The 21,452-nt window shown below is 51.1% G+C and carries 22 protein-coding genes and 3 pseudogenes; 12 read left to right on the top strand and 13 right to left on the bottom strand.

Annotated features, from left to right (window positions below; translation table 11 throughout):
• Positions 1-394 precede the first annotated feature (394 nt).
• Entirely contained in the window at positions 395-817 is a 423-nt protein-coding gene (locus PQT43_RS22730; RefSeq protein ID WP_272754622.1) for a hypothetical protein, read from the bottom strand.
• A 168-nt stretch (positions 818-985) separates the two neighbouring features.
• Here PQT43_RS22730 and PQT43_RS22735 point away from each other — a divergent pair, with 168 nt between their 5' ends.
• Positions 986-1,180 carry a KTSC domain-containing protein gene (locus PQT43_RS22735; protein ID WP_272754782.1) on the top strand — a complete coding sequence of 65 codons (195 nt, stop codon included), beginning with the start codon at positions 986-988 and terminating at the stop codon, positions 1,178-1,180.
• Between the two features lie 874 nt (positions 1,181-2,054).
• Here the strand turns inward: PQT43_RS22735 and PQT43_RS22740 are convergent.
• Together PQT43_RS22740 and PQT43_RS22745 are read right to left on the bottom strand one after the other, a co-directional pair.
• The gene (locus PQT43_RS22740) at positions 2,055-2,231 is read right to left on the bottom strand and encodes an AbrB/MazE/SpoVT family DNA-binding domain-containing protein (RefSeq protein ID WP_404673497.1); all 177 of its coding nucleotides are present in this window, start codon (positions 2,229-2,231) and stop codon (positions 2,055-2,057) included.
• 265 nt (positions 2,232-2,496) lie between these two features.
• Positions 2,497-2,979: a helix-turn-helix domain-containing protein gene (locus PQT43_RS22745; protein WP_272754625.1), complete on the bottom strand. Its 483-nt coding sequence runs from the start codon at positions 2,977-2,979 to the stop codon at positions 2,497-2,499.
• 265 nt (positions 2,980-3,244) lie between these two features.
• Between PQT43_RS22745 and PQT43_RS22750 the strand changes: the two genes are divergently transcribed.
• The 4 genes from PQT43_RS22750 to PQT43_RS22765 all read left to right on the top strand — a co-directional run bounded on the left by PQT43_RS22750 (position 3,245) and on the right by PQT43_RS22765 (position 5,497).
• Positions 3,245-3,973, top strand: a complete 729-nt coding sequence (locus PQT43_RS22750; protein WP_272754628.1) for a metallophosphoesterase — start codon at positions 3,245-3,247, stop codon at positions 3,971-3,973.
• Positions 3,974-4,291 (top strand): hypothetical protein, encoded by a 318-nt coding sequence (locus PQT43_RS22755; RefSeq protein ID WP_272754630.1) that lies wholly within the window; start codon positions 3,974-3,976, stop codon positions 4,289-4,291.
• Positions 4,292-4,590: 299 nt separating this feature from the next.
• Positions 4,591-4,860, top strand: a complete 270-nt coding sequence (locus PQT43_RS22760; protein ID WP_272754632.1) for a DUF6957 family protein — start codon at positions 4,591-4,593, stop codon at positions 4,858-4,860.
• Positions 4,861-4,999: 139 nt separating this feature from the next.
• Positions 5,000-5,497 carry a hypothetical protein gene (locus PQT43_RS22765; RefSeq protein WP_272754633.1) on the top strand — a complete coding sequence of 166 codons (498 nt, stop codon included), beginning with the start codon at positions 5,000-5,002 and terminating at the stop codon, positions 5,495-5,497.
• Positions 5,498-6,038: 541 nt separating this feature from the next.
• On the opposite strand, the gene PQT43_RS22770 is transcribed toward PQT43_RS22765, so the two are convergent.
• Positions 6,039-7,589, bottom strand: coding sequence for a TIGR04141 family sporadically distributed protein (locus tag PQT43_RS22770; protein WP_272754636.1), 1,551 nt, complete (start codon positions 7,587-7,589; stop codon positions 6,039-6,041).
• 134 nt (positions 7,590-7,723) lie between these two features.
• Between PQT43_RS22770 and PQT43_RS22775 the strand changes: the two are divergent.
• Positions 7,724-7,909 (top strand): annotated as a pseudogene (locus tag PQT43_RS22775) (transposase); the annotation flags it as partial.
• A 217-nt stretch (positions 7,910-8,126) separates the two neighbouring features.
• Positions 8,127-8,399: pseudogene (locus PQT43_RS22780) on the top strand (abortive infection family protein); the annotation flags it as partial.
• A 194-nt stretch (positions 8,400-8,593) separates the two neighbouring features.
• On the opposite strand, the gene PQT43_RS22785 reads toward PQT43_RS22780, so the two are convergent.
• The 3 genes from PQT43_RS22785 to PQT43_RS22795 form a co-directional block, all read right to left on the bottom strand.
• A complete protein-coding gene (locus PQT43_RS22785) occupies positions 8,594-9,115 on the bottom strand; it encodes a hypothetical protein (protein ID WP_272754639.1) in 522 nt (173 codons plus the stop codon).
• 45 nt (positions 9,116-9,160) lie between these two features.
• Positions 9,161-9,499 carry a hypothetical protein gene (locus tag PQT43_RS22790; protein ID WP_272754640.1) on the bottom strand — a complete coding sequence of 113 codons (339 nt, stop codon included), beginning with the start codon at positions 9,497-9,499 and terminating at the stop codon, positions 9,161-9,163.
• 76 nt (positions 9,500-9,575) lie between these two features.
• Positions 9,576-9,956 carry a hypothetical protein gene (locus PQT43_RS22795; RefSeq protein WP_272754643.1) on the bottom strand — a complete coding sequence of 127 codons (381 nt, stop codon included), beginning with the start codon at positions 9,954-9,956 and terminating at the stop codon, positions 9,576-9,578.
• Between the two features lie 77 nt (positions 9,957-10,033).
• Here PQT43_RS22795 and PQT43_RS22800 point away from each other — a divergent pair, with 77 nt between their 5' ends.
• On the top strand, positions 10,034-10,789 hold the full coding sequence (locus PQT43_RS22800) for a hypothetical protein (protein ID WP_272754645.1): 756 nt from the start codon (positions 10,034-10,036) through the stop codon (positions 10,787-10,789).
• 253 nt (positions 10,790-11,042) lie between these two features.
• Here the strand turns inward: PQT43_RS22800 and PQT43_RS22805 are convergent, their stop codons facing one another.
• The 6 genes and pseudogenes from PQT43_RS22805 to PQT43_RS31515 form a co-directional block, all read right to left on the bottom strand.
• Entirely contained in the window at positions 11,043-11,864 is an 822-nt protein-coding gene (locus PQT43_RS22805; protein WP_272754647.1) for a hypothetical protein, read from the bottom strand.
• A gap of 78 nt (positions 11,865-11,942) precedes the next feature.
• Positions 11,943-12,314 (bottom strand): histone-like nucleoid-structuring protein, MvaT/MvaU family, encoded by a 372-nt coding sequence (locus PQT43_RS22810; RefSeq protein WP_272754648.1) that lies wholly within the window; start codon positions 12,312-12,314, stop codon positions 11,943-11,945.
• Positions 12,315-12,561: 247 nt separating this feature from the next.
• A complete protein-coding gene (locus tag PQT43_RS22815) occupies positions 12,562-16,368 on the bottom strand; it encodes a hypothetical protein (RefSeq protein ID WP_272754649.1) in 3,807 nt (1,268 codons plus the stop codon).
• A gap of 462 nt (positions 16,369-16,830) precedes the next feature.
• A complete protein-coding gene (locus tag PQT43_RS22820; protein WP_272754651.1) occupies positions 16,831-17,070 on the bottom strand; it encodes a hypothetical protein in 240 nt (79 codons plus the stop codon).
• A gap of 43 nt (positions 17,071-17,113) precedes the next feature.
• The gene (locus PQT43_RS22825) at positions 17,114-17,443 is read right to left on the bottom strand and encodes a hypothetical protein (protein ID WP_272754653.1); all 330 of its coding nucleotides are present in this window, start codon (positions 17,441-17,443) and stop codon (positions 17,114-17,116) included.
• A gap of 93 nt (positions 17,444-17,536) precedes the next feature.
• A pseudogene (locus PQT43_RS31515) lies at positions 17,537-17,697 on the bottom strand (IS66 family transposase); the annotation flags it as partial.
• A gap of 453 nt (positions 17,698-18,150) precedes the next feature.
• Between PQT43_RS31515 and PQT43_RS22830 the strand changes: the two are divergent.
• The 4 genes from PQT43_RS22830 (at position 18,151) to PQT43_RS22845 (ending at position 21,366) form a co-directional block, all read left to right on the top strand.
• Complete coding sequence (locus PQT43_RS22830) at positions 18,151-18,789, top strand: HAD family hydrolase (RefSeq protein WP_272754654.1); 639 nt, start codon at positions 18,151-18,153, stop codon at positions 18,787-18,789.
• An 800-nt stretch (positions 18,790-19,589) separates the two neighbouring features.
• The gene (locus PQT43_RS22835) at positions 19,590-19,940 is read left to right on the top strand and encodes a hypothetical protein (protein ID WP_272754655.1); all 351 of its coding nucleotides are present in this window, start codon (positions 19,590-19,592) and stop codon (positions 19,938-19,940) included.
• Positions 19,941-20,287: 347 nt separating this feature from the next.
• Complete coding sequence (locus PQT43_RS31520) at positions 20,288-20,761, top strand: scabin-related ADP-ribosyltransferase (RefSeq protein WP_272754656.1); 474 nt, start codon at positions 20,288-20,290, stop codon at positions 20,759-20,761.
• On the top strand, positions 20,731-21,366 hold the full coding sequence (locus tag PQT43_RS22845; RefSeq protein WP_272754657.1) for a pentapeptide repeat-containing protein: 636 nt from the start codon (positions 20,731-20,733) through the stop codon (positions 21,364-21,366). The genes PQT43_RS31520 and PQT43_RS22845 overlap by 31 nt, the downstream gene beginning before the upstream one ends.
• The last annotated feature ends 86 nt before the right edge of the window (positions 21,367-21,452 follow it).

Genomic DNA, 21,452 nt, shown 5'->3' on the forward strand with positions numbered 1-21,452 from the left:
CAGTATTAGCACAGTCATGTAACTGCCCCTTCCGAGTTCTATGGTAGGTTAGCGTCAGGCAGGCGCGAGAACCTTCGCTCAAGCAGGATGAATTCCGAGTGATTATTCGCGAGGCTGCGAGGAGGGCTTTTGAATAAGAAGGCTTCCCATACCTTTCCTGGGTCGAAGCGTCGATCGCTAATAAGATAGAGACCGGTGCCTACCTGCCTGGCAGTAGACCCAATTTCTCGCCAAAGTTTTGAGGCAGTGTTGAGCCAGAGGTGTGTCAGCATTCAGTCAGAAGTGATTGCCACCTGGTCAACCTAGAGCACTACTTAACCACTACAGCCTAGGGCTCTAGCAGTCTGAATCGCCCCGAATTCCCTAGACACCTTGCAAGCTCATTTTTGGACACTCAAGCTGCTGGGGAAACAAGCCCAAGCTCAATCAGCGCCTTCACTTCCTCCGCCTCTACAACCCGAGAGATATCCGATGTTGTCCAAGTCGAAATCTCTTGCCTAAAAATTTCGCTAGAGCGAAAAGGCATCGTCGACACTGCATCGAGCATTCCAACTCTTTTGTTCTGAAAGCGATCGATGTCGTCCAGCTGCAGAAAATAGCATTCCGCGTAGGCAGAGTAGACGAGCCCAGCTGACGCACGAAGATGCAGATGCTCGCGCAGCAACTCTAGGGCAAAGCCAGTGCCGCGGACAGCTTCAACTGCAGCGATCAATCGATTTGGACACAGCGGCAAATCATGTCGAGCTGCTCCTTGGAGGTGCTCGATTGATGGCTGGTGTTCATCGAGATCGATCTCGTCTACCCCAATCTTTTCCATACTTCACCGTTTCCTGAATCAGCTACGTTACGCTCTCCGACTATCGAGCAGGGTACACGGGATTGCCTAGCATCGCCTATTCCAGAAGGGGCTAAGAGCTGCGCTATGATGCTTGGGTGTGAAGCATCATTGCGGATTGCCATATAAGGGGGAGTGGAACTCATGCTAATGGTACCTGTTCGGTCTTCAGCAATTACCGCTGTAGGCTACGACACAGCCACTCGCAGAATGAAGATCGCCTTCAAGCAAGGTCGCACCTATGACTTTTGCGGTGTGCCTCCTGAGGTGCATCAGGGGTTGATGAATGCCGGATCCGTGGGGGCTTATTATGATCGGGTGATTCGCGACCGCTATCAGTGCTGACCGTCAGCGGACTGTTTCCCACAGCTAAAGGCTGCTATCGATCCATAACGGCCTGTCGCGAAGGGTAGCAATCGACCAAGAGCGAACGATTTTGGCTACCCCTCGCTCCGGTAGACACCTGCATGAGACGCTTCGACCTCAGCAGACCTATTCCTGCCATGCGGCGTAACCCGCTTGCAATAGACAAGTTCAGTGTGAATCAAGTAGTGTTTCAGGCGAATTAGCTTAATCATTATGCACAATTTGAATCCGAAAAAATGAGTGAAAAAGTTAGAAATTGGTATGTCTATATTCTAAAACTTGAACTGAACTCATGGTACGTGGGCACTGCTAAGGGCTTGAGATCAAGGCTGCGAAGCCACGGTAGGAAAAGCCCTTACTCTACATTAAAGAAAAATGGCGCTGCCAAATATATAGAGCGCGGCCTTACAGGAAAGAGAAAAGCAACTCATTTACATGCGGCCTTTAGATCAATGGGTGATTGCCTCTGGATTACAGAGGTTGAAAATACTATCACCGTAGCTCTAGGGGAAAAGTATGGTTTCGATAAAGTTAGGGGCGGCTCTATAATTCACCCTTGGAACCAAAAGCTAAGTGATATTAAAGTGAAAGACCTAATTCGACGATTCAGTTGTAGTGACATTAGGTTTAAATACAAGCTAGACGAAATAAACTTAACTCAAGAAAAGCCATTTGTCTTCCCGCTAACCCGCCGAAGGAATACATAGCAAGGCATTCAAACACGTTCGCCGGGACGCGCTTTCAGCGCGCCAGCCCAGTCCCAGTGAGACTATCCGCTTTTGTAAGAAATCTTCAGTTGGCTGATTGCCGAAAGCCGCTCTTCGAGAATGGATGCTATTGGCCGAAAGCAGCCTCAGGCTTTCGAGTCGATGTCATGGATTGGCTTTAGCACTATCGATTCATTGACCAACTCGATGCTCAACAAATCACCAAGACCAACGCCCATTGCCGCAAGGATTTCCGGTGGGAGATCGATGATGACGTCACCGCTACCGTCAGCTGAATCCTGGCAGACGACAGTCGTTTTCATTGAATCACTCATTTAGGCGCTAGCTCCAATCTCTACAGAAGTGAGTGCGCGTTATCCTACGCCGCGAGTGCGCGTCTGGCAGCTTTCGATTGTGGCCATTCGCGAGAACCACCAGAATCTGGTACTGGTTGGTGAGGTGACGCATGCCCGCACCCTCGTTAACCCTTCAATTGGATCAGACACTCAGGGGCTTTAAGTGTGCTCTCTAACGGCTTGCTGAGGTCGCGTCTGGCGGATCGCTTGATACTGCAAGCTTCTCTCTGACTCAGCTTTCAGCTGGCACCGACCGCTCCCAAAGAAAACCCACGGTTGATCGACTTATCCCGAGTCGCCTCGCGGTCTCTGCTTTGCTCAAGCCAATCTCCTTACACTCCAGCACTTTTTTCAGCTTGACCAGGTTTACTGGTCGCGCAGCAGGCCGTTTCACTAGATCAAATCCAGCAAGATGCGCGGCGATATCATCGTCGCTGACGCGTTCTTGTAGCGCCTCCAGTTCCTCTGCGGCTTTTGCGAGCAAAGCGGAGGAGGGAGTCTTGTCGCGCGTCGAGAGAATCAGTGCCATGAACGCCAAAGGGCTCATACCGAGGGCCTCGGCGAGCTCTACGAATTTATCAAGAGTGGGGCTGCTCTCGGCATTCTCGATTTTGCTCAAGTATGTGCGAGATGCTGCATGGGCCAGGTTTTCCTGAGTGAAGCCCAGATTCCCTCGAACTGCTCGAACGACTGCCGCCAGCGCTGGCTTCAACAAGACTATGTCCTCTAAAAAGCGAGGATGTAGCCACGTTGTCGTGTACAGTTACACTTCATATGGTGTATAAAACTGGTCGATCTGCTGTGAGCAGTGCGCATTAGTTAAGGCTGCTGGTAAGTATGGGGGAAGGATGAGTAAGTGTTCCTAGCCCCATCCTCAGTCCTCGAAAGGCTTGAACTGGCTGCTGACGTTCAATTAATCGCTAAATCGCATCGCAATCTATCGCTTGGTCAAATGTTTGCCCGCCAAAGGAGGCCAGTGTTTGAGAGTTCGAATTTACTCTGACCTGCACAACGAGTTCGAAGCCTGGGACGCTCCAGACTGTTTAGGCACCGACCTCGTGATTTTGGCTGGTGACATCGACAAAAAAGCCCGTGGTATCAAATGGGCAAACGATACATTTAGCTGCCCCGTCGCCTACATCAATGGCAACCACGAATTTTACGACGGTCATATCGATCGCACCCTTCAGAAGATGAAGGACGCCGCCTTAAGTCACGTTCATGTTTTGGAAAACGAGAAACTGACCCTCAACGGCATCAGAGTCCTTGGTACGACCGCATGGACGGACTTCACGACCACTGGCGACCAAGTCGCGGCCAGCAGTATGGCCCGGGAGTGGATGAGCGACTTCAAATACATCCGAACTGAAAACTACAGGCGCTTGAGGCCCGATGATCTTGTTACCCGTAATCATGCGGCTAGAGCATGGCTTACGGAACAGCTCGCCCAAAAGTTTGAAGGTAAAACGATTGTCGTGACCCACCACGCGCCTTCACCGCTCTTGGTTGAGGCTAAGCATGAGGGTCACCTAAACGCGGCCTATTCGAATGCCTGGCCACACCTCATCGAACAGGCAGACTTCTGGATTTTTGGTCACACCCATCATGCGATAGACGTTGATTTGGGGGGCTGCCGCATGATCTCTAACCCGCGTGGCTACCCCAACGAATTCACGGGCTTTGATCCATTTTTTGAGATTGAGATTTGAATGGCTACTTCTGCACGCAAGCGAGACTTCCAGCATTCCGGAGATCACGTATTCACTGGACAGGATCTGCCTTTAGAGATCGTTGAAGCGCGGGGCATGGAATGGGGCGTAACTGTTGACGCCTACTTGCTCGGTGCTGCCCGTGTAGGGCAGCGATACGCTGCAACCGTGTTCTGCGACTTGTCGGGCGTAAGCGAGAATTGGGCGACTGTTGCCACTCCTGCGCTGGTGTTGGTGAAGGCGATAGGGCGGTTCAAGCTGATGCGCAGTGTCAGCGGGGTAGACCACTTTGTGATCGCGAGTGAGCAGGGCGTGTGATTGTTTTCAGGATTAACGGTGTGGTCACCGAAGTCTCGCGGAGGGTGCGGGCTAACCGGCGCCCCTGCCCACGCTACCGAGGTCGGAGAGCACACCCATGATGAGGACATCCGGTTTGCCGGTAATCAAAGCCTCTGAGTCGGTTACTGCATTCCGCAATCGCATGGAGATCTAGCGTTCGTGCAAGATTTTTACGTGTCACAAATGATCGGGCCAAGCACCGTTATGGCGGGAGCAAAAATGGAGCTACAGGCGGCCATTGAGCTTATAAGCAGTGGTTCCCTGACAGCAGTTTTTGCATGGCCAATGAATGGGTATGGGTCGACTTCGATGCACCTGAACTTGTCCTCAAGGAGCTAGGCGAGCAGGGGAAATTGCCGGTAATGCTTCTTGTCTTCGGTGTGTCATTCGACAGCTCAACGAGCTCGAATTCTCATTGGTTTAGGACGACACCGCTGATGGATTTCAGTGACAGCATGTTTTTTCAAACGGAGAACAAGCTGTATGTGCTGATGGGCAATGGTCGTAGGAAATCCATGCCGCTTTCTATCTTGGTGCGGGTGTTTTGACGTTACTGACATTGATGGCCTGGTTAGAGGGCGAGCATCAGTGAAAGAGGAAGAGCCAAAGCCCAGAAAATCTCTGGAAAAATCAAGTTTAGAGGCTTTTTAGATATATACCAATTCAGCATATGCTTAAGGAAAAGGCATGTCCGAACTAAAGAAAATTATCGTTACTGTAAAGAACTATAAATCTAGCGAAGGAGGTGATCTTGATCAACTCTATAAGCGCGTCCGCTTAGTCGATCAAGAAGGCAAAACTGTTTACTATAGTGACGTTGTTGTGCCGAAGTATCTCGATAGGAAAGGCGCTCTGAAGACTAATGTGCCGCGTACCTGGTTCGTCAAGCATCTCGCAAAGAAATCGATTGTTATCATTGCATGTGAGGTGCAGGGTGGCAGGGTAGAGTACGATCTTGATGATCTTCGGACGATCGCGCGATCTGCCGTGCTTAAAGGGATTGTGCTATCGCTCGCTTCGATCCCAATGGCAATCATCGTCGCAACTGCCACGTTTGGCCTGGGGTTGCTGCTCATCCCTATGGGCATTTGGTACGGCTACCGCAATATTTTTAAAGTTCCTTCAATGCTAAGTCGAAAAACGTTGGTTGAGGAACTGTCGCGTCATGGTATCATTTCAAGTTAATAATCTTCTTTGTCAATGGGAGCTGATATATTGTCGGTAGTGCTTGGGTGGAGCTGTTTTGCACTAAGTAAGACTCAATTAATTTCCGCTTTTAGGTACGCGGCCTATTAAAGAATAGTCAACTTGGTGTTGTGGTTTTTATGGAGGAATTTCAGGCGCATTAATGTTTTAGCAAAATCTATCGTGGGGGTTCTATGCGCTCCTGCATTAGTGCCACCTTATTGCTTGTGGACAGTGAGGTAGGCAAGTCTGGCTGGAGCTCAGCCCCCACCATCCGTATGGGCTTGCGCGTATGAAGTAAGGCGTAGTTTGTGAGGATTACACTTCTTGGCATCTTCTACCTCAGCATCATTGACCTCCCTTCCTCTGCTCGCGTCTTTCGGTTTGATCTTTGAGGGTGTTCGTCAGTCGATTGAGACTCTGGTTTCAAGCTTCAATCTCATGGTCACCTCGTTGCCGATTCAATAGTGGCCTTGCCGAAACGTTGCCTCACCACACGGGCTCATCACACTTTCCGGGGCGAGTTGGTCGTCGTGAAAGCTCAACTCTCAATTCTGCATATCTCGACTTGGTAGCCCATTGCTCCTAGCCGTTGTGCGAATTGTCTGAAGTTGACCTTGGAGAAGAACGGCATGTGTAGTACATGGTGGGGTTGCATGATGGCAAACACGATCTTGTTACGGGGCTGCGTTGCCGGATTGAAGACGAACTGGAAGTCGCCCAGATCCGCTAGGTAAGCGTTCACCTGTACCGTCACATCGGGTGCATTTATCAACGCTTCAGCAGATATATATGCCTGTGAGAAAAGATGACTAAGTACGCTCGATGAGGAGTACTTTTTGACGTGAATGATGTGGTGATCTGGGGTTAATAAGTCACAAAACTCGAATGGGCTGGACGCATTATTTAGCCTCACCAGCTTTTGGTCGAGCAAATAGAAAGTTACATTGTCAGCAATACGCCTCAGGTACGGGCCTTCGAGATCTGTACCGTAGCGAGGGAACGGCAGATTGCATCGAGCGGCTGCTTCAAAAAAACGGTTCACCTGCTCGGTGTAATCTCGGTCGATTTGATACCAATCACCTTCGCTCAGCAGGTAGATTTTCCCATCATGTTCGATTTCTGCTTCTAGGCAGGTGTACAACGGCCAGGCTTGGATTCGCTGTTCGTCGGCGCCGTAGAGATAGATGCGCTCGCTAACAAGTGACTGGTGGGTAACGCCACCCAGTACATGCTTCGCTAACAGGGCCTGCCGAAGGTCTAGGTCAAATGCGATAGCGGGGCCATTACGTGATCGAGCGCTGTGTTTCAGGTAGCCAAAGCCGCTGATGTCATTGCCAAGCAGCTCGGGCGGAGCCGCACGGACACGATCGAACTGCTCGGCATTAATCGCCTGTACGAGAAGCCCATCCAATTGTCCTACAAGCGCGGAGTCGCGCACCGGCACGATGTAGTCCATCCAAGGATATTTTTCCTTGCAGCGATTGTCCTCGTAGGCCGCCAACAGCCGTAGCGCAATCTCTGGGAAGTCTGCGAGTTTCACATCGGAATGCAGCGCTAACGAGTCAGAGCCGCTGACGTACTCACTCTCGTCCTGATCGTTTTCGACTATCCCGGTCAGAGACTTCAGGATTTCCGAGTCGAATTTGAAGTCAAACTCCGATATCGACAAATGCCTTGACGACTGAGCCTTTGAGCGAAGTGGTGTGTGATCGATGTTGGATTTTTCTACTGACTTAATCAGCAGGGGGGCGGTCAAACTCAATGCTGTGCGAAGGCCGAAATAGCGCTCTATTGCTAGGGGGGCAATCAAATGCCGAGCGTGACCAAATGTGAAGCAGAACACCCTGTTTCTAACTGCCATCACGAGCAGTGCCTTGAGCGATCTACCGGTGAGGTCGAGGCAGGTTATTTCTTGGATATCGTTGAAAAGTTGAGTCCATTTCGGATGGGAGGGGTTTTTCTGATGAAAGAACAGGCAGTCGACGTCATTCAACGAAAAAGCGATAGGTTGCAGGTTGAAGTCTTCAGAAAGCGCGTCCTGTATGGTTCGCCCCTCCTTGAGCAAGAACACGTTGATAGTGATCTTCACACGTCACTCCTTGACTTCTCGCTTTGATTTTAAATTGGCATCCTCCACCAGTTCCGTCAAGGTACGGATGTAGTGGTCTAATGAAACCGGACACCCATTTAGGCGAGAATGCTCGCCAGATATAGAGGTGTCTGATGACCAAGCAACGTCGTTCCTTTTCCGCTGAGTTCAAACGCGAGGCCGCAGCTCTCGTGCTTGATCAAGGCTATAGCCATATCGAGGCCTGCCGCTCGCTCGGGGTGGTCGAGTCTGCGCTGCGTCGCTGGGTTAACCAACTCCAGCAGGAGCGCAGCGGTGTAACTCCGCAGACTAAAGCGCTATTCGCGCCCTGTATGTCGGAGGGTGGCGGACTCCACGGTGCATTTTTTAGCTCAGATCTCGACAAGGATAAATGCCTGTACTTCATCAGTATCGATGAGGTGACTTCGCTATTTCGCCAGGTTGGGAATGATGTCGCTTGTGACATTAAGTGGTCTCGCCACCCTGGCACCGGTGTAGAGACGCTGATCGTGGAGTGAGCGTCGTAGATATGAGAGCGTCATGAAAGTGATCTGCGGCCAGAAGCGCTTCGGCTACAGCGAGGGCGATAGCACTGCAAAGCTTTTGAGAACCATCATGGCTCAGACACAGATGGAGGGCTTTTGGGAGACACCGCTGATGCTTGTGGGCACGCTTCGCAACAAGCTGAGCTCAGCCCATGGCGCAGGAGAAAACGCGAAGGTTGTGCCTGAGCATATCTCTAGGTATGCGATGAACCTGACGGCCTCAGCTATCGTGTTCCTTCACGATCAGGCCTACTCAGGTAAGTAGGCCCTTAATGTGCTGTCAGGGTATTGGGGCCATGATCTGTAAGCGGATTGGGGCCCCGGTCTAGGCAGGCTCGGGGGCTGGTGAGCGGATCTCATCGTACCTCCTTATTGATATGGTTCGCAGTCTGCAGACCACTTACACCGATCAGTTAGGTGCCGTTCCTTCGCGCTGACAACGGGCTAGCCCAACATGGCTTATGCGCCCTCGCTGCTCTTGATCTCTTCTAGACGCTTTCTAGCTTGCGCAAGACTGTCTAGGCAAGTGATAGCAAGATGCTCGTGCTCTGAAAGCATGCTTTCCAATGCACTTGCGATAATCACAAATTTATCAAAGGCAGCGAGATCCTCTGCGCGTGCAGCTATACGCGATGCGGCTGCGCAATAAAAAAGTACTGCGTTAGTGGCCAAGTAATAAGCGAAAGAGATTTTTTCAGCTTTTGTTCTTTTGAAGTAGGCTAGTTTTTCTTCATCTTGGCAAGGTACGAGTTCGCCTAGAAACTGATTGAATACGTCGCTGCCAAAGCCGTGCGTAGAGTCGGAGGCACTTGAAAATAGCACATGATAAAAAAGGGCGTGGCCGGCTTGTTCAAAACGGCTGTAAGCGTCGGGCCAGCCCTTGGTGCCTTGTTCTAGGTCGCCGAACATGGATTTTATAACTAAGAATGATTTCTCCAGTTCTAGCCCTCGTTTAGCTGAGTCTGGGTGATCATTGTTCACTCCGTATTTATGCCATTTTTGTGCGTTATCTAATGTCTTGTTGAGCTATCCCAGCAAAAAGCTCTTGGGCCGCGCCGATGTTTTGTCATCACTAAACAGCATTAAGTTTATTGAGTTTTCTAAGGATGTCCTTGATAAAGCTTCGGCAGCGCTATAGCTTTTAATTTTCAAGCTTTGTAGAATGCCGTTATTTAAGTCTGTTACCACGTTTGCCACTTTGTAGCAGCAAACTTTCGTACTTAGCTTGAAATCGCCTTTGTCATCGAGATTGACTCCATAAAGTGTCTCGGAGATTTTTCTTTGGAGCTCTCCAAGTTCTCGAAGATGTCGTTGGTGAGCTATAAAATCTTTTGTGTAGTGATCTGGGTTTTCAATAAAGTCCATGTTTTCTCTCCGGTTTAATATCATTTCCCAGGCCCCCGATTGTACGGAGTTACAGTGGATAGCGATTTTTCGGCCACTATGGCCATTTCTGAAGCGGGTTTAATCTTGCGGTATGATGCGCCGGGCCATTTAAAGCTCTTCGCAATGGTCTACGTGGGGTGGTTGGACGCTCACCGTCTTTGAAGGCTGCTTCGTGCGCCGAAACGTCGCCGAACGCGACGTCGTCGAGCCAGCCATCGAAGCCAACCGCCACCTTGGCGTTCTTGCCTTTGCCGGTGTAGGCGCGGGTAATGCGGCATGCCAGGTGCACCGCTTCGCTACCCGAATTGTTGAAGACAACCTTGGTCAGATTTTCTGTATGGGCGGCGAGCGCTGAGGCTGCGCCGTGTTCGCGGATATGTGCCCAGGAGGGCGATGCACAACCGGCGAGGCATCTGCCTGCTGCTTCAAAAAACACAGCTGACGCAATGTTGATAGTTGATGTGATGCCCGCATAGAAAGCTCTCGCCCTCCCGCCCCAAGGAATGAAGCGTCATGAGCAAACCCGTTGTCTTTGACTCCAATGTCTGGGAACAGATCGCGGACGAAGCCAAGCGAGCAGTCGCGTCCCCGGCTGTCCAGGCCCTCTACACTCAGATCACCACCCAAGCGATCACGCCTTTTTTCTTCGAGGGGATCGTGAACTTGGAGGCAATTCCAAAGAGGGCGCGGAAAGCCTACCTTCAGGGTTACCGGCCATCTATTACGATGACCGTCGACGAGGAGGTAGAAAGCCAATCTCGGGGTACTCCTCCTTCAGATATCCCGGAGTATCTTGATGCGACAGTTGAGAAGGCAGCCGCGCTTGGCTTTCGCTTCGTTCACCTCCCTCGTATTGGAGCCCCAAGGCATCCATTGGCAAACCAACACAAGGCATCAGAGATCCTGGAGCTTCAAGACCGTCTTGACAGGAGCTTCGAGTGCGTGAAGTACATCGAATCCCTTGGTTGCGGGAAGGAGGCACTGATGGCGATGCTTGATGATCCACAGAACGGCTTAGTACCCGCGCTCCAAGACGATCCGATTGCTGAAAAGAAACTCGCAAAAGGAGTTGCCGAATGGATGGATGGTGATGCACTGGCTGCTACTTACGGTTACGGTTTCGAGTACTTCTGCACAAACGACGCAGGTGTAGGGGCGGGTACTAGCTCGATCTTGCACCCCTCAAATCGAACGCTTTACAACCAAAAATACAACGTAAAGATCGTTACTCCAGAGGAGCTTATTGCCGGACTCACTGCGGCTGCCTGATCTCGCCGAATGCTTAGGGAGTCTCCTTAAGGGCCAGAAGCGTAACCGCCCGGTAAAAACATCTTCCTCACAGTACTGCTGAAGGCCATGGTGTCCACCTAATTTAAGTGGACACCATTTCTGGCCCATCAAGCGGATTTCTAATGCACCCTCAGTGCCGCACCTACAGCAAGTTTTTTAAGGCCCAGGTTATTCAGAGTACTCCGAACCTGGCGCTTCCATCGCAAATATCGCTTTGGGTTCGGGATCCGGTCTAGGCATGCTCGGGGGCTGGCGGGCAGTGATCACATCGCACAGCCTTGTTGATGTAGGTAGGGATGTCGTGATGGAAGTCCCGAATTTTTGCCGGATGGTAGTGCGCTTTGATGCACTCTGCAGGAATGTCTGAGCGAACCACGTAGCTCGGCGACGACGATATGCCCAAAGGGCGTTTTGTCCGAAGCTGCCCCCATTCCGACAGGATAATTTTCGCTACATCTAGCTTCTGTGCAGGTGTAATGAGCTCGATCGGGATGTCCACTTCCAGTACGGTCGGAATGCCAATTGTCCGCAGCCGGAGCCTGTAATCCTCGTCGTAACGTCCCCCGCCCAGCTTCGCTGCTAGTGCCAAGAGGTACTCGCTGCCGTTAATGATGTAGTGACCGAATTCCCTAACCATCTCGCGGTCATCCACAGACAGCCAAATCTTGCCCCGTTCACTTGACTCACGGTGCTTCATCTTCTCGATGGCCTGGTCGAGACTGGTCGGTGGTAGATCCGCAAAAAGCTGTCGAAATTTCTTGATGATCGAGTCGGCGTTCTGCCCCCTAAGCCCATGCTCGTAGTAGCTCGAAAGCGACTCAGGGCGGCAGCCGTGAAAGGCTTTGAAATGGGTATAGAACGAGGACATCCGATCGCAGAACTCTGGTACTAGGTCATCGTGATTCGGGAGCCAGTCCATGACGTCCGACCAGCATTGAGGCTTGCGCTGCTCCAATAGTTCTACCAGGCTCGGCGTCAGCAAAGGCTTTGCGTATGACCGGACGTGTTGTAACCAGGCGCGTCGGTTGCGCCAATCCAAAACTTTGTGTGTCATTTCGACTTCCAGCTTCCTGCTGTCAACGTTGCATAAAAAAGGGCCCCGCGAGGAGCCCTTCGTTCGCACTCCAAGGTCTTACTGAGCCAGCCAGCTCTCGACTTCATGTGCGCCGTACTGGGCTTTCCAGTCTTTTAGTGTTTTGTGGTTGCCGCCCTTGGTCTCAACGACTTCACCGGAATGCGGGTTTTTGTAGACCTTTAGCTGACGTGGTTTGCGAATGCCTTTCTCGGCAACGGCACCTGGGGTACTACGGCGAGTTGCAGAATGCGGGTCGAGGATCGCGATGATGTTGCGCAGGCTGTAGCCGTACTCAGCCAGTAGGTCACGAAGCTTCTTTTCGAATTCAATTTCGCGCTTCAGGCCATCATCATTTTTGAGAGATTCAAGCTCGGCCAACTGGGCAGCCAATTGCTGCTCCAAAGCACGGAATTCTGCTAGGCGGGACATTTTTTCGCTCCTAACAGGGTGTTGAACCATTATCCAGTTGTGGCCGAGCCAAAGTCTAGTAGTTGCTGCGCTGGTAACTGCCATGAGGACACTGGAGGCTAGCAGAAAGTAACAGGTGTCGTTTTGTGAGTTTTTGGCGTCCAGTGCGGCAAGCTCGTTCTCCGGCTTCTGCGCCGTGACATGGTCTCCGAGCTAAATTTCTCGCAAAACACGGTTGTGATGTGGCCCTGCTTCTGAGTCTTTCAAATCATCCCTCGGTTCTATCAGTAGGAGGTTTGAGATTTAATAAGTGATGATAAATAGTTACGTCGGATCTATTGATTCTACGTGTTTCTTTGTAATATCTAGCGTTAAAGCTATTTCCCTGAGTGGTTATAAGATCTAAGCCGCTTTTGTAGTCGTCGTCAAAGTCGCTATAGTTACTTTTCTCGATGTGTTTGACGTAGGATTCGCATAGGTGTGGGAAAGCGTGTGTGGCAGCATAGACTACTACGAATATAGGGCTCATTCCCATCGAGTTGTATCTGCCTATCTTGTTCAAGTGCTCATCGATTTTTGTAGTGTCAATGGAATTTCCAAGTCTAAAGCTTTCGAGTAGGAAAATCGGTTTGCCCCTGCTATCCCGTACCCAGCCGTCAATCTCGCCAACACCCTTGCCGCTACCTGAGCGTCCAGTGCGCGACTGATCAAGCATCGTCCAGTTCAGGAAGCTCATTCGTTGGCATACGAGTGATACAAGCCAGTCATTAATCATGTCTTCCTCATCCAGCATGATCGTGCTCGTAGATGCGGGTGCTGATTTTTTGCGCTGGAGATTTCCGTTTCGTTTAAGTAACTCCAGGCCAATATGCTCCATGATCTCGAATAGGTATTCATCAATGCCGGTCTTGGCATTCATAAAAATTTGACTTTGATCGTGCGCACTCATTTGTTTAATGGTGAGCCATGCAAGACGGAGCTTGTCAATAGAGGAGTCGATCTCAATGCTCAAAGCTGGCAGCGGCCTAGGGAGTTCAATGGTGCCAGTGCTTTTCAGGCTCTTCTCAAGGTCGACGATTGTGTCTTCCGCGTCCTTTGGTAACGATCGATGAGTAATTCGTACTTGATGGAGGTAAGACAGGGCCTCCGTGGGGCCTATCGTGCGCTTGAGGAACTCTGCTCTCAGCGGGGCCAGCTCATAGGCTTTTTGCTGTTGACTCGATGCTATTCCCCAGAAACGCTTGAAGTCGTCGAAATGCTCTGTGGCCAGGCAGAGCTGCAGAATATAATTTAGATCAACTTCGGTGAGCTTGGCTTGGAGATCCGTCTTGAACGTTTCGTCATAGGTGTCCAGCCAGCGATCTAAGTAAAACTCCAGCGGTTTGGGTCGAGCGGTGTCGGTGGGCCAGGATAGCGCAGCTTTGATTAGGCCTGTCGCATTTTGCAGCGTCGGTTCAACGTCAAGTACACTGCTGAACAAATCAAGTGCTTTTGCGTGATCCACAAATATAGTAAGAGACGCGATAAGGTATCGTTTGAAGCTTTGGACTTCATTGATTACTTGCTGCTCGTCTGATTGTGGTTCGTAGAGACTTAGTTTGTTTATTTTTTCTTGATCTGTAGTTTTTTTGTTGTCAAATATCTCTTTCAAGTCAAGTTTTGACGATATTTCGACAGTTTTGTTTTTGAAGGTTTTGTGAGAGTATTTCCTAACATAGTCTAGGTATTCCCTGGCGATCTTCATCTGACCATTGTTGGCGGCTTTCAGAATAATATCGAAGGCTTCTGGAGTCCAGTTTGTTGCTGCTTCCTCTAGGTTGCGCTCGGCTACCAGCCCCAGCACGAGTTTCTTGTTCTCATAGGCAACGGTACGTTCGAGCATGATAAATAGTGCTCTTAAAGGCGCCTCTCTCCGCTGCAGAATGTCAATCAGCTCTTGATATTCTTTCGGAGTGAATTCGTTAGCTGCGTTGCAGACCGCTGGCCATAATCTGACGGGGCTGTAGTCTGAGTCATCATGCAAGTAATCAAAAATCCCAGATTGGTACTCTGGGAGGAAGCCAAAGCGCTCGATAATCCCCATGATTTTGCGTGCAAAAATGCGCTTTTCAGTTGCGTGCTCTACTGCTTCATCAATTTGCGTGAAAAGTTTCAATAGCAAGCGGATGTGCATGCGAGCAGCAAATACGGTGTCTCGTTTTTCTTTGATGGTTTCTGATGGCACCATCACGGGTTGATCATCAAGGGCACTGATCCAGATTTCGCGCTGCTTGGGTAGTGCGTTTGTATAGACCTTCAACCATTCGAGTTCATCAAAGGCGAGTGGGTCATCAACCGCGTTCGTGTCGCCATTCAGACGGTCATGCAGGAGCCCCAAATAGCTTTCGATCAAGACTCTGCATGCATTTGGCGCATGGCTGCTTGGAGCAGGGTTTAACTTCGGTGAAGACAAAATCCAGTCAAGATGCCAGAATAAAATCAGCCACCCGCCGAGAGGCATATATTGATCGCCAACACGAACTTTCTTGAGGTGTTGTTCCGTCCGACTTATGAGTATTTGGCAATGGTCTTCTACAAGATATCTAACTTGGCCCGAATCACTCAGATACCTGACGGTGTTTATCGCATTTTGGAGACTCGGCAGTCGGGTGTCTGCAATTAGCTTGTCACGGGAGTTGTAGCAGATTTCGTGGGTGGCAAACCAGGCGACCATTTCGCAAAGTCGATCTACGACCTCAGGTAGGTCGGGTGTACGAAAATATTGCTCGTAACTGTTGTGGAATACTTCAAGAGCTTGTGCCCATACCAGATCAGTCCAGACACTCTCATACGAAGCATGATCTGATATGGGGCGTATATTTCGAGAGATATTTTTATAGACGCTAATCAAACCAAATAGATTCGTCTCCGGGTTGGAGAGCAAGAAGCAAAGATAGGGAGGGTGATATATTTCGCTGAATAGGGCTCCGGTCAACTTTGGAGAGCAGTGGGCTAGGTCGATTAGCTTTCGAGTGAGTGGGAAGTTGTCTCTAGGGGAATAGCCGTTGCGCTCGTGCTGGAGTATCAGGTGAACTAAGTGTTCACTGATCCCTCCAATCCCTTGAAATCGATAATGCGTTGCGTCATTCCACCATTTCGCGCCTTCCATAAGCGTGGAAGGACGGGTGCTCGACAAATTGTAAATCATGCTGTGAAGCTGAGAGAAGTCAAGTGCTTCACAATAGGACTCCGTGTCTTGGCTTACCTCATCAGGTTGTCCCGGCCTTTTCCGTATTATTTGAGGAGATGGTTTCCTGATGATGCCTCTGACACCGCTATGGCTGATAGCGATATTGGCTGCGCAATCTTCCCAGCTATCATAGATAGTACTATCTGCAGTGATATAGTTTAAGGCGCATTCAAGGAATTGTTTGACGTTGATGCCCAGGTCGAAATCGATTTGGAATATAGCAATAGTGCCAGTGGCCAATCGCATCCTGGTGATGTACTCGGCAAAAGCTGCGTCTGGATCATTAGAGTCGTCTATCAGTCGTTTCCAGAGATAGGTGCCTACGCCTTTTACGTCCTCACGCTTCACCTTAAGCCGATAGCCTCCGCCGCGAGATTCCAAGGTATCGGACAGGAAGGCTAGGTCGATCGGGACAACGTCTTCTTGCCCAAGTCTTAGCTGAGGCGGTTCCCAGTCATCCTTGAGGTGCCTCAGAGCGTACAGGAGGGAATGTGCATCCAGCTGATGTCGGAGCTTGGTCGGCATGCCGGGAGTTGAGGGCTCCCTCGCTTGCACTGCCAGGTAGTCATCCGGGAATGCGATAACACGGGCCTGCTCAAGCTCCGAGACGTCAACTGGATAGGCCAGACAGAATTCTGCACCTTCCACTGTTGGCCAAGAATCTCGCCCCTCCAGCAGAGCTGTTACGTTTTCTCGATTCAGGGGGCTTGGGTAGATTTGCGCAGAGAGAACGTACTGAGCGATCCGCTCGTGAAGGGGGTTTGGAGTAGCAACACGCCAAGGGTGCGTGTCGTTGTAGAGCCCCAGCTTTCTCTCCAGATCCTTGATCAGCTCATACGAACTCATGTTCTTCCGAAATCCTTGGTGGTCGCTCACTGGCGTCGACGAATGTGCTGACTCCCAGCTTGCTGAGCGGGAGGCTTTACTGTTTATCCATCTGGCCATCATCACTGGATAGCCAAGTCGTACCTCGCTCACTTGACCCATGGCGCTTCATAGCCTTCGGGAGGTCATCACAAGCTGGATGGCAATACCACCTATCAACTCTCGCGGGGCTGTCGGCATTGTGGCATAAAGCTATCAGTGTGATAGGTGTGTGAGACTTGGTGGGTTAGCTTTCCAAGCCCAGTTAGTGGTCGAGGTAGTGGCTGATTAAATTGTCGTCCAGCTTCGTGTGGCCGAGGCATTTGAGGGTGAGGATGGGCTCAGGCGCTGCGGAATCCGATCATGTTGTTAGGGCGAGATACATGAGCTCCCATTCTAATACCTATAGAATGGGGGCCGGGTGTATACGGGCAGTCGTAGGGATCAATGCTCCGGAGGCGGGCAGTTGCTCGAATCGATGGTCAGCTTCGAGGAGTCAGCATCGAAGCGGAATGTGCGACCTTCCACAGCTAGATTTTCTTCAATAAGATCTACGACACTCACCTCGTTAGGTTTGAGTTTCATAGAGGTTACTTCGCTACCTGCCTGGTGGTCAGCACGGATTTCCAGGCGGATGTTGTCAAGTAGCAGGCCAAGCTCGTCACTGGTAATTTCGTCGCTCATAGATCATTCCTTATTTTATCTCGTTGCCAAGCTGGGTTTTGGATTATCTCTGGATGGGCAGGTGTCGGAAGTACTCGCCGATAGCGCTGACAGATCCGGGCTTCAGAACTACATCGTCAGTCCAAAAGGAGGCCTTCAGCGGGATACCTACATTGAACAGACAGACAAATTGTTCCTCGTCCAGATCGTAAATAACCCGCTCAATAGCAGGTGCGAGCTCCGAGCCGGTCATCGTTTCCCACAGCGTGCAGCTGGTTCCTTGCTCCAAATGGAGACCAGGGAACGGGATGAACGGAAGGGTAAGCTCATGGCTATAATAACCAACCAACTCGTTCTTCTGGATGACTCTGACGGCAAGCAAAACCTTGTGCATTGGTGCTCCTATTTTGAAGTACAGCGTCGAAAAAACGGTGGCTTTTCTTTGGTTTACCAAATAGTAAGCGTGCGGGCAAACCGTCTGGTGCAACTAGGCCGACAGAGACCTGTGCGGTAGCAGCTCTGCAATTTCATTCGCCTGCTGTGTCGGCAGGCGCACCAGTACGTGGTTGAGGCACGCACACCGTACCCATTGCTCAGGACTGACAGGATCAAGCTTATGGTCTCTGCGGTGCATTTGCCGCAGCGTAGCAATCAAGCCAAGAGTTCGTTCTTGTGTCCTAGCGCCTACCGCGTTACCAGGCTCTCGCTAACAAAGCCGGTTTTGGCTGTGTGGTTGTGTGGACACTGAGACGCAGGGGTATGTAGTCAGACGAACCGGCAGGCGTGATGTCGTCACCGCTCAACGACGTGTACAGCATCTTGACGAGCGTATAGGGGAAAACGTTCTGTTCTCCAGTTATGGGGTGCATGTTTTAGGCTCATGATCGCCGCTGCTTGTTTGCTGAAGCGACCCTGAAAACAGGCATCTCAGAAAGATGTAAACCTATTTTTTGACCTGTAAACCGCCTCAGTTTACAGGTCAAAAAACCGATTTACAGTCCAATTTTGCCGAGGGCTACGTCGGGCTCAGTACCGCCTTACGACTGTTTGCTCCGGACAGTCTTGGCGTTTGAATCAGGTCGGACAGGGGAGAAGGGCACCATGACTTCAGCAGTCGTATTCGACGCATTCGGTACCGTTGTTCGCATTGGTCAACGAACCAACCCTTACAGTGCTTTGCTAAGAGAAGGCCGTCGCCAGGGTTTGGTGTTCACGCCCGAAAGCACTCATTTAGTGATGACGGGAAACCTCTCTTTTGACCAGGTAGCTGATCAACTGAGGATTGAGCTTTCTCCCTCCAGGCGAGCCGAGTTGAACGATGCGTTGGGGAAGGAGTTGGCCTCTATCGAGCCATACCCTGATACTTTGGAGGCGATTGCCCTGTTGCAGGAAGCGGGGATGGTCATTGGCATCTGTTCGAACCTTGCCCAGCCCTTCGGCCCTGTCATCAGAAAGGCCTTCCCGCATGTGCAGTGCCACGCTTTCAGTTACGAGCTTGGGGTCATGAAACCTGACCCTGGAATCTACTTGGCCGTGTGCCGGAACATGGGCGTGAAGATCGGTCACAGCGACGCTGAAAAAGGGAGTGTGGTGATGATTGGTGATTCCAGAAAGTGCGATAGAGATGGCCCCAGAGGTGTGGGAATAAAGGGGTATCACTTGGATCGGTCAGGCCTGGGGCAGATCAGCAACCTCATGCAGTTCGCTAACCTGATCATCGACTACAATCGCTCCGGTTGAGCGATAAATGTTGAAGCCTCAATGGGGGGGCTGCTGGCCTTCGCAGAAAGCGCCCAAATACCGCATTCTGCGGGCAGTGTCAGACAAGTGTACTCATTTGCGACATGCCCATTCATTTTACGGACTTTTTGTCACCCCACCCCCTTGAAATTTTTAAAGCGAGACGGAGTTTTATATTTGAGAGCAAAAAGAGTTTCTACGATGCCGACGCCACTGATGGTGCTTGGATATGACACGGTGTGACGGTCGACCTTTTCGCTTTTGATCTTAGAGCTTTTTAAGGCTTCAATTGCCTTGCCGATAGGCGAGGCGAGGGCCGGTAGGGGAGATCGTCTTTTTGGCCGTAAGGCCGCTGCTTTTGCTTTTGGCTTCAAAAAAACACACAGAACCCAATTTTTTTGAGCGGAGTAGCTTCGCCTCAAAATGCACCCATGTCAGACAACGTTCAGCAACCCTGGAGTTGGAGGGCTGTATTTTCCCTCGTAACTAGGGGTGTCCTTGGGTCTGGATTATCAACACATTGATCCTCGTAATGATGATCCTAGGATCACCGAGTAGCATTGGCTGCTACCAAAGCCTGCTCCAAGGCCTCCAGCGCATCCTGCAAGCGTTGATCCTCACGAGCATCGCCGTTAGTTGGTCTGTGGGTCTGACAGTGGCGTAAGAGAGCTTCCAGGTCGTTCTGGTTTAGGTCGAATTCGATGTGCATGCTTAGGTCTCAATTTCAGACATTGTGAAATGTCGTGCCGTGTTCTGATCATGGGCACGGTGTAGTTGTTCGGTGGCGGCGAGGTTTGTGCTTGGACAGTGATGTTGAAAAGCTGGTGTGGGAAAGGGCGTCGCAGGTCTACGCGGATTCGCTAAGCTTAATTCTGAGTGAGGCCTTGGTTGGCTACAAGCGCACCTCTGGCTTCGACGATTTGACCCGGCTCTACGAGGCCACACTCGGCGGCGAGACACTGATAAGTTTGAGACGCGCCTTGAAGCTTCGCTGGCCTGCCAGCGATGTGGGGGACACAGAACCGTATGTCGAGCTCCGATCCCGCCTTCGGTCATACCTCACGCACTATTTGATGCGTAAGCTCGTCTTTGAGCATGAGGACACGCGCGCTCTAAGAGATGCCTTTTTTGCAGGGGATCTTGGTATATGAAGAACAGCCTCGGTCAGAATCAATCAGGCCCTGTTGTGAATGCCTGATGAGGCGATATGAGGCTGGAAAATTTCTACGGTGCACACCCCTTCAGTCAAGAACGCGCCTAATACCGCTTGAAGCTATCGACGATCGAGCAGAGCAAGGTGTGTCCACCCAACGATACTTTGGATAGCCAAGCCCCGACGTTACACTCCTTCCATACATGTCACCCCGTTTCGACTCCCATCGCAGTCATTCATGCTTGCTCAGGCAGGGAACACCACCCCAGCCTGGATGAAACTGTGCGATCAAAGAGTGGTATATGCGGTGCTTGCAACAGAGCAATGACAGGAGCCATGCTGTAGATGAAAGCGATTTTACCCTGCGGAACTGAGATCCAACGTAGTCACTTGGGGCAGCCCTATCACGGTACGTCTCTCACTCCTGATGAGGTTTTCAGGGATGGGCTCACTGCTAAAGGTGATGATCGCGATCTTCTTGAACATGTACGCGGGAACGAGCACAGCGCATTTCGTGGCACCACGAGTGTTCCCACGGTGTCTCGCGAGATGCGCCAAGGTGCAACGGAGTGGGCCGGAGAGGGCGGATGGGTGTACCAGTTTGACGACGTCGCTTGCTGGGATGTGGATAAGGAGCTTGAAGGGCGCGTCCCCTTGCCCGGTGGCCTGTTTGGTAACAGCCCACACCTCGGCGAATGTGAGTGCGCAGTCCCTGGCATCATTGCGCCAAAACTCATCAAGCGTGCAGGACAGGTCGAAAGCCGATATGGGAATTTGAGAGTCGTGAGATGGCAAGAGAACAAGATGGGCAAGAGTTGACCCCGCCCCAGATCGCGGTGCTCCAGATGCGCTGGAACTCTGCGCAGGGGCGGGCGGTTATCGAGGATATGCTGGATGACCTGCGGCAGCATGGGGATAGCTGGTTGTCACCGACCAACCATTTTGCAGCGTCGTCGCTTGCACGGAGTGGGATTCCGACTATCACCGACTCTTACGTGGTGGATTTACGCGGTATCAATTTCGATGACCATGATCTGTCAGGGCTCGACCTGTGCTTCATGGATCTGAGTCATGCCTCCTTCCAGAGGTGCACACTCACTGGGGCTTGTTTGCAGCGCTCCGACCTGAGCTTTGCAAACTTTTCCCATAGCCTCATGCCAAAGGCAGATCTGCTGCAGATTTATGCTCATGAAGCTGTTTTTGATCACTGTGTTCTGGAAGGCGCGATGATGATGGCGTCCGACTTGTCCAACAGCAGCTTTTGCCATGCAAATCTGCAGCGAGTGGTGTTGGACAACTCCAACGTCACTGGTTGTCATTTCACAACTGCTAATACACGCTTTGCATCCTTTGCCAGTGTCTTCAAAAATGATCTGCAAGCACAGAAAAAACCAGGGCCTATGGAACCGGATCCTTCGCCCTAACTTAAGTATTTGACGGTTAGCATAGGTGATTCCGAGCACAGCCTCAGAATGTCCTGCATCCTAGGTCGTGCCGGTGTAGGGTTGCT

Source organism: Pseudomonas sp. BLCC-B112, from assembly GCF_028550695.1.
Classification (GTDB): domain Bacteria; phylum Pseudomonadota; class Gammaproteobacteria; order Pseudomonadales; family Pseudomonadaceae; genus Aquipseudomonas; species Aquipseudomonas danubii.